General features: G+C 46.2%; 10 protein-coding genes and 2 tRNA genes. All 12 read right to left on the bottom strand.

Annotated features, from left to right (window positions below):
* Positions 1-148: 148 nt before the first annotated feature.
* A complete protein-coding gene (locus tag LKD36_RS17200; protein WP_118770426.1) occupies positions 149-319 on the bottom strand; it encodes a DUF362 domain-containing protein in 171 nt (56 codons plus the stop codon).
* Between the two features lie 99 nt (positions 320-418).
* The gene (gene dnaB, locus LKD36_RS17195) at positions 419-1768 is read right to left on the bottom strand and encodes a replicative DNA helicase (protein WP_308460367.1); all 1350 of its coding nucleotides are present in this window, start codon (positions 1766-1768) and stop codon (positions 419-421) included.
* A 9-nt stretch (positions 1769-1777) separates the two neighbouring features.
* Positions 1778-2224 carry a 50S ribosomal protein L9 gene (gene rplI / locus LKD36_RS17190; RefSeq protein ID WP_118770424.1) on the bottom strand — a complete coding sequence of 149 codons (447 nt, stop codon included), beginning with the start codon at positions 2222-2224 and terminating at the stop codon, positions 1778-1780.
* Positions 2224-4257 carry a DHH family phosphoesterase gene (locus LKD36_RS17185; RefSeq protein WP_118770423.1) on the bottom strand — a complete coding sequence of 678 codons (2034 nt, stop codon included), beginning with the start codon at positions 4255-4257 and terminating at the stop codon, positions 2224-2226. The genes rplI and LKD36_RS17185 overlap by 1 nt, the downstream gene beginning before the upstream one ends.
* A 138-nt stretch (positions 4258-4395) precedes the next feature.
* Entirely contained in the window at positions 4396-4659 is a 264-nt protein-coding gene (gene rpsR / locus LKD36_RS17180; RefSeq protein ID WP_118770422.1) for a 30S ribosomal protein S18, read from the bottom strand.
* Positions 4660-4702: 43 nt separating this feature from the next.
* Positions 4703-5161 (bottom strand): single-stranded DNA-binding protein, encoded by a 459-nt coding sequence (locus tag LKD36_RS17175; RefSeq protein WP_118770421.1) that lies wholly within the window; start codon positions 5159-5161, stop codon positions 4703-4705.
* 26 nt (positions 5162-5187) lie between these two features.
* A complete protein-coding gene (rpsF, locus tag LKD36_RS17170; RefSeq protein ID WP_118770420.1) occupies positions 5188-5475 on the bottom strand; it encodes a 30S ribosomal protein S6 in 288 nt (95 codons plus the stop codon).
* A 134-nt stretch (positions 5476-5609) separates the two neighbouring features.
* Positions 5610-5795: a DUF951 domain-containing protein gene (locus LKD36_RS17165; protein WP_118770419.1), complete on the bottom strand. Its 186-nt coding sequence runs from the start codon at positions 5793-5795 to the stop codon at positions 5610-5612.
* A gap of 9 nt (positions 5796-5804) precedes the next feature.
* Positions 5805-6524: an NAD-dependent protein deacylase gene (locus LKD36_RS17160; protein WP_308460365.1), complete on the bottom strand. Its 720-nt coding sequence runs from the start codon at positions 6522-6524 to the stop codon at positions 5805-5807.
* 18 nt (positions 6525-6542) lie between these two features.
* On the bottom strand, positions 6543-7121 hold the full coding sequence (locus LKD36_RS17155; RefSeq protein ID WP_308460364.1) for a 4'-phosphopantetheinyl transferase family protein: 579 nt from the start codon (positions 7119-7121) through the stop codon (positions 6543-6545).
* Positions 7122-7220: 99 nt separating this feature from the next.
* A tRNA-Cys gene (locus tag LKD36_RS17150) sits at positions 7221-7291 on the bottom strand.
* A gap of 13 nt (positions 7292-7304) precedes the next feature.
* Positions 7305-7376 (bottom strand) — tRNA-Asn (locus LKD36_RS17145).
* Between the last annotated feature and the right edge of the window lie 135 nt (positions 7377-7511).

Here is a 7511-nt window from a genome sequence, read left to right as displayed (position 1 = left end):
TGCCGAAAGGGATGTCTGGGAATGAACTGTGTTTATAAGGGATGGGGCAAATCACAACCGATTTCGCCCCCATTTGGACATAAAGCAGGGCTGCCGCCCAGCAAAAAATATTTGCTAGTGCGACAGCCCATTTTTATTTCCTGTTAAATTACTCAGCGGAGATAGCGCCGGTCGGGCACTCTGCCTCACAGGTACCGCACTCAAGGCAAGCATCTGCGTCGATTACATATTTTCCATCTCCTTCAGAAATAGCTTCTGCCGGACAGACTGCTGCGCAGGAACCGCAAGCTACACACTCGTCAGAAATAACGTATGCCATAATACAAATCCTCCTTGTATAATTTTAATCTACCTGTATCTCAGGTTTCTGCTCCTTATTTTAATATAAAAAGGCTGATTATACAAGTGCAAAATTGCTTTATTCCGCACTTCGTTCCATATCACTGAACTTTGTAAGTTCTGGAATCCACAGAAGATTCACCGTGCCAATCGGGCCGTTACGCTGTTTGGCTATGATAACTTCTGCTACTCTCTGCTCTGCTTCTGAGAGGTCTCTGTTATAGTAACCTTCCCTGTAAAGGAACATCACCACGTCCGCATCCTGCTCGATTGCTCCCGACTCACGCAGGTCGGAAAGCATCGGCCGATGGTCCGGACGCTGCTCTACTGCACGGCTTAACTGGGAAAGCGCCACTACCGGAACATTCAGTTCACGCGCCAGTGCTTTCAGTCCACGGGAGATATCTGAGATCTCCTGCTGACGGGATGCATTACTGCTATTAGAATTTCCACTCATCAACTGCAGATAGTCTATGATAACTATCTGAATATCATGCTCCATTTTCAGCTTTCTGCACTTTGACCGCATGGCGGATAATGTAATACCAGGAGTATCATCAATAAAAAGCTTTGAATTTGCAATATTCGCAGAACCTTCCACCAAATTCATCCATTCTTCGTCATTCAGACGTCCGGTTCTGATTTTCTGGGCATCTACATGGGACTCCAGAGACAACATACGGTTAACCAGCTGCTCCTTTGACATCTCCAGACTGAAGATTGCCACTGCATTGCCTTTCTTAAATGCCATATGCTGAGCCAGATTCAGTACGAATGCAGTCTTACCCATGGAAGGACGGGCCGCAATCAGCACCAGGTCTGATGGCTGCAGTCCGGACGTTTTATAATCCAGATCCATAAATCCGGTCTCCAGACCGGTGACACGGCCTCTTGCCTTAGACGCCGCGTCAATTTTTTTCATGACATTAATAACAACCTGACGGATCGGCACGAAGTCTCCTCCGCCGCCTCTCTGTGCCAGTTCAAAGATCCGCTTCTCTGCATCCGCCAATGTATCTTCCAGTCTGGCAGAACCGGCATAGGTACTGTTGGCAATCTCTTCATTGATCCGGATCAGTCTTCTGGCTACGGATTTTTCCGCTACGATCTCCGCATAGTATTTAATATTCGCAGAGGTCAGCGCCCGATCCATCCAGCGCAGAATCTGTTCTACACCGCAGGCTTCTTCCGGAAGTCCTTTTTCCAGCAGGCTGGTATGAAGAATAACCGGCTCCACCGGCTTGCCCGCATTGTAGAGTTCTACCATCGTATCGAATACAATGCCCAGCTGCCTCTGGTAAAAATCATCCCCTGTGATAATCTCGGAAGCAACCATGATCGCTTCATTATCAATCAGCATGGCACCAATGACTGAGCTTTCCGCTTCCTCGTCATGGGGCATAACCCTTTTTATGAGTGCTTCCTCCATTAATTTTACCTACGCTTCCTTTACAACTACTTTCAGTTCTGCGGTTACCTGCGGATGCAGTTTCACAGAAACACTTGTGGTTCCCACCGTCTTAATCGGATTCGGGAGTACCAGTTTTTTCTTGTCCAGCTCCATGTTCAGCTGCTCTTTCGCCGCCTGCGCAATCTCTTTGGAAGAAACAGCACCGAAAAGTTTTCCGCCTTCGCCGACTTTCAGTTCCAGAACAACCTCTGCCTTTGCAATCTCAGCTGCAAACAGTTTTGCTTCTTCCAGACGCTGTGCTGCCAATTTATCCTCATGGGCCTTCTGCAGTTTCAGATCATTCATGTTTTTGGCAGTTGCCTCAATTCCCTTCTTTTTGGAAAGGATAAAGTTTCTTGCATAACCGTCGCTGACATCTACCAGCTGACCTTTCTTTCCGAGAGATTTGACATCCTCCAGTAAAATAACCTTCATTATTCCAGTTCTCCTTCCTTAAACATCTCATCCAGTGTCTCACGGATCAGCTTCATCGCCTCATCCAGAGAACACTCCAGCTGTACACCTGCCATATTCAGGTGACCGCCACCGCCCAGTTTTTCCATGATGACTTGTACGTTGACCTCATCAATAGAACGGGCACTTACATAAATTCTTCCATTATATTCTGTCAATACAATCGAAGCTTTTACTCCTGTAATATTTAAAAGCTCATTGGCTGCCTGAGAGCCGACAATTGTCGGACTTTCCAGTCCTTTTCCCGGACATACCGTCAGTGCAAAACCTCTGTATACTTCTGCATGTCGGACTGCTTCCGCCCTTGCTTTATATTCCGCCATATCATTCCGGAACATCTTACGCACACGAGTTACATCTGCACCACAGCGCCGCAGGAATGCGGACGCTTCAAAAGTACGAACGCCTGTCTTTCTCATATAATTGTCCGTATCAATCATAATACCTGCATAAATACAGTCTGCCTCTCCGCCTTTCAGCCGGACATTATCCGCAAAGTACTGCAGAATCTCCGCTACCATCTCACAGGCAGACGATGCATTGGTCTCTATATAGGAAAGGACTGCCGGAGTGATAATCTCACTTCCACGGCGATGATGGTCGAACACAACCACTGTCGGCGTCATCCGCAGAATATCCTCACACTCAGTATAACTCGGTCGGTTCGTATCCACCACTACAACGACTGTATTCCGGTCCACAATCTCCCTGGCCTGGCCGCTGCCGATCACAATGCCCTGCTCGCCGCCGTTGGCCTCTTCAAATACCTCCAGCATAGGGCGGACCGATGTGGTCACTTCATTCACTACAATATAAACTTTTTTGTTCAGGGTCTTCGCTGCGCGATAAATACCTACCGCAGCGCCGAAGGAATCCGCATCTGGAAGCTTATGTCCCATAACAACAACTTTATCTTTGGTCTCCACCAGCTCACGGAAAGCCTGTGCCTTGACTCTTGCTTTCACACGGGTATTCTTCTCTACCTGCTGGGTCTTTCCTCCGTAATAAGTGATCTGGTCTTTCGTCTTCACGACTGCCTGATCACCGCCTCTGGCAAGCGCCAGGTCCATGGCACTTCTGGCATATTCCATACAATCCATATAAGTAGCGCCATCCGCACCAATACTGATACTTAAAGTCATTGCCATCTCTGTGCCAATGCTGACAGTCTTAATATCCTGCAGGAGGTCAAACTTATTTTCCCGGATCTGATCCAGTGCCTTTTCCTGCATGACAATGAAGAACCTGTCTTTTTCCAGCTTTCTCACAATACCGTCATAAGCATTGAAATACTTGTTGATCTTCCGTTCAATCAGAGCCACCAGCAGGGACGTACGCACTTCCTCCACATTCTCCAGTGCCTCATCATAGTTATCGATGTACACAAGTCCGGCTACCATACGCTGTTCCCGGTTCTCTTTAATATAACGGTTGATCTCCGTAGTTTCAAAAAGATATAATGCGGTCAGGCTTCCGATAAACTCCGGATCCTCCAAAAGCCCGTTGACTCCGGCATCATCCTGCATGTCGATCAAACGGATCTCTGCCCGGAAATCCCGCTCTTCATAACTCAATTCCACCGTTGTCTGCGGGTTATCCTCTACCGGCATCACATTACGGTTTAATTCCGGAAAAATACCGCTTACAGATTTTCCGCGCTTTCCGTTCTTGCCGACAATCTTCTGAAATTCTTCATTGTACCACAGAATCCTGCCGTCTCCGTCTAAAAGCGCATAGGGAATAAACAGCTCTTTCAAGAGCCGCTTCTGGATCTGTCCATACTGGGTTGCAAAAGACACCAGTTCTTTATGCACCACAGGTCTGCTGTAAGTGTAGGCGGCTACGGCTGCCAGTCCGTAGACTGCAGTGGCAATTCCGGCCACAATACCCGCACGCGGATCAATGGCATAGATCACCCCTGTCATCACCGCCAGAAATACCGTCATATACAGCGGCCACCTCATAAATGTTTTTTGCCTTTTATCTCTCTTCATCTTTTATTCCTTAATCATCAGATCATAAATTGCCTTTGTTCATTATACCATCTCATTGACAGAGGGACAAGAGTTAGCTTTTCCTACACTTGCGTAAAAAAAACAGACGCCGCATACGCGGCGCCCGAAAAGTTGTTCTTATTCAGCGATGTACGGCATCAGGGAGATATGTCTTGCTCTCTTGATTGCAACAGTCAGAGCTCTCTGATGTTTAGCGCAGTTGCCGGTGATTCTTCTCGGAAGAATCTTACCTCTCTCAGATACGTATCTCTTTAATTTAGCAACATCTTTGTAATCGATCTCGTTATTCTCTTTGCCACAGAAAACGCAAACTTTCTTTCTTCTGCGTCCGCCCCTTCTCATCTTCGGAGCATCGCCTTTTTCATTTTTGGTGTAAGCCATGATGGTTTCCTCCTTCTCACAATTCCATATCAAAATCCGATTGTTAATTGAATGGCAGCTCCTCATCAATACCATCCGGGATATTCATAAAGCCGTCTCCGGCTGCCCCCATCGGGTTCGGTGCTGACGGTGTCTGATAGCTTCCGCCCATGCTGCTGCGATTTGCATCAGATGCAGCTTTGCTCTCAGCAAACTCCTGCTCTTCTACAACAACATCTGTAGTGTAAACTTTATTACCGTCCTTATTTGTATAAGACCCAGTCTGAATACGTCCACAAATGGTTACGCGCATTCCCTGACGAAAATATTTTTCAATAAACTCGGCGTTACGGCCGAATGCCACACATCCGATAAAATCAGCAGTCTGCTGATCTCCGTCTCTTCTGGCAAATCTGCGGTCAACTGCAAGAGTAAATCTTGCCACTGCAGTAACATTCTCACCATTGGAATAACGGACATCCGGATCTCTGGTCAGGCGTCCCATCAAAATCACTTTATTCATTAACAATCACCTCATATAAGCTGTTCTTATGCGTCTTTACGAACACACAGATAGCGGATGACATTGTCCAGAATGCGGACACGTTTCTCGATCTCTGCCGGGCAGGTAGCCGGAGCATCGAACTGAATGAAGTAGTAGAATCCTTCTCTCATTTTCTGGATCTCGTATGCAAGTCTCTTCTTTCCTGCATCCTCTACTTCTGTCACAGTACCGCCAAAGCGAGCGATAAGCTCTTTTGCTTTCTCTACGGCTGCTGCTCTCTCGTCATCTTCGATCTTTGCATTCACAACAAGTGCTAATTCATATTTGTTCATGCTTTTCTTCCTCCTTTTGGTCTCTGGCGCACGTATTACATGCGCAAGGATGTCTCTGATTTACAGAGCAATAATATATCACGAGAATTTACTATAACACAAATTTTCGTTGATTTCAAGCATTATTTCTCCATTTATTCGCCTTTTTTCCGAAGTCCCCTGGTATTCTTCTCTACCAGTTTTCTGGACACCATGACCTGATGCTCACAGCCAAGACATTTCAGACGAAAATCTGCTCCCACACGCAAGATCTCCCATTCCTGGCTTCCGCAGGGATGTGGTTTTTTCAATTTTACAATATCACCTACCTGATAATCCATACATTCCTCCTATAACTGACTGAAAATCTCTCCGATGGGTCCCTGAACCAGCAGATCTGCCCGGCTGTCCATAGGTGTTACCGATTTATTAATGAGTACCAGTTTATTTCCATTATAATAGTCAATAAGTCCCGCCGCCGGATAAACCGTAAGGGAAGTTCCTCCGATGATCAGCACATCTGCCTGACTGATGGCATGAACTGCTCCGTTAATCGTCGCCTGATCAAGCCCTTCTTCATAAAGCACGACATCCGGTTTGATCAGTCCGCCGCATTTCTCACATCTGGGAATTCCTGTTGATTCCAACATATATCTGGCATCGTAAAATGCCCCGCATTTCTGGCAGTAATTCCGATGGACGCTTCCATGCAGTTCATAGACCACTTTACTTCCGGCTGCCTGATGAAGCCCATCAATATTCTGGGTAACAACCGCCTTTAATTTCCCCTGCTGTTCCCATTCCGCCAGTTTTTTATGAGCTGCATTGGGTTTCGCATCAAGGACCAGCATCTTCGCCCGATAGAACCGGTAAAATTCTTCTGTATTTCTCCGGAAAAAGGTATGACTCAAAATAGTCTCCGGAGGATAGTCATACTGCTGATGGTAAAGTCCGTCTACACTCCGAAAATCCGGAATGCCACTTTCTGTAGAGACTCCGGCTCCACCGAAAAATACGATATTATCACTTTCATTAATCCAGGTTCTTAAAGTCTCCAGCTGTTCTGACATCTTTTTCTTCCCTCCTGATTAAAAATAAGTAATCTTAATGTCTTCTTCCTCTAATGTGGCGTTCTCCACACAGACGGCAGCCACATAATCCGGCTCCCGAAATGTAAGCAATCTGCATGAATAATTCTTTCTATTAATATGGTGACTGATGCGCGGCTGCTCCTTTTCCATATCCACCTGAAATGTATGCAGTGAAGTATAAAAACCGGTTCCGAGCGCCTTCAGGAAACTTTCTTTTACTGACCAGTACTGATAAAACAGTTTTTGCCTCTCAGGCTTCGGCACGGATCTGTAAAATTCCTGCTCCTCTTCCGTCAGCGCTTTACGGATCAGATTTTCTTTCGGCTCCCGGTCCATCTTTTGCAGATCAATTCCCACTTCCTGATCCGAGATCGCACAGATCACATAGTCCCTGGAATGAGACCAGTTGACATAAATTTCCGGTGTCTCCGTCAAATACGGTTTTCCATGTTCATTTCTGTGATACCGTGCCGGAGTCTGCACATCCGTGCATTGTTCCAGGCTCCGGTTCAAAAGCAGTTCCGCCGTACCGTGCTGGTCACCGTTTTGAATCCTCATTGCGTAAACATAAATCATTCCGCTTTCCATCCATTTATTTTTCAGTATAACATAATCTCTACTGTTTTACATACATTTTGGCAATAAAAAAACTCCTTGAAATCAAGGAGTTAAGAGAGGCGACAACCAGATTCGAACTGGTGATATAGGTGTTGCAGACCTTTGCCTTACCACTTGGCCATGTCGCCATACTATTTTTAGCTCCCCGAGTAGGGCTCGAACCTACAACACCACGGTTAACAGCCGTGTGCTCTACCATTGAGCTATCGAGGAATACGAAGATATTATACCTTCAAAATCACATACAGTCAATACTTAATTTCATCTTTCTCAAAACCTTTACCCTAAACCTCTTGGTTAAGCCCTCGACCTATTAGTAACAGTCAGCTTCACGCATTACTGCGCTTC

Origin of the sequence: Hominiventricola filiformis, from assembly GCF_020686965.1 — a bacterium.
Lineage (GTDB): Bacteria > Bacillota > Clostridia > Lachnospirales > Lachnospiraceae > Hominiventricola > Hominiventricola filiformis.
This window is presented reverse-complemented; position numbering and strand designations above follow the sequence as displayed.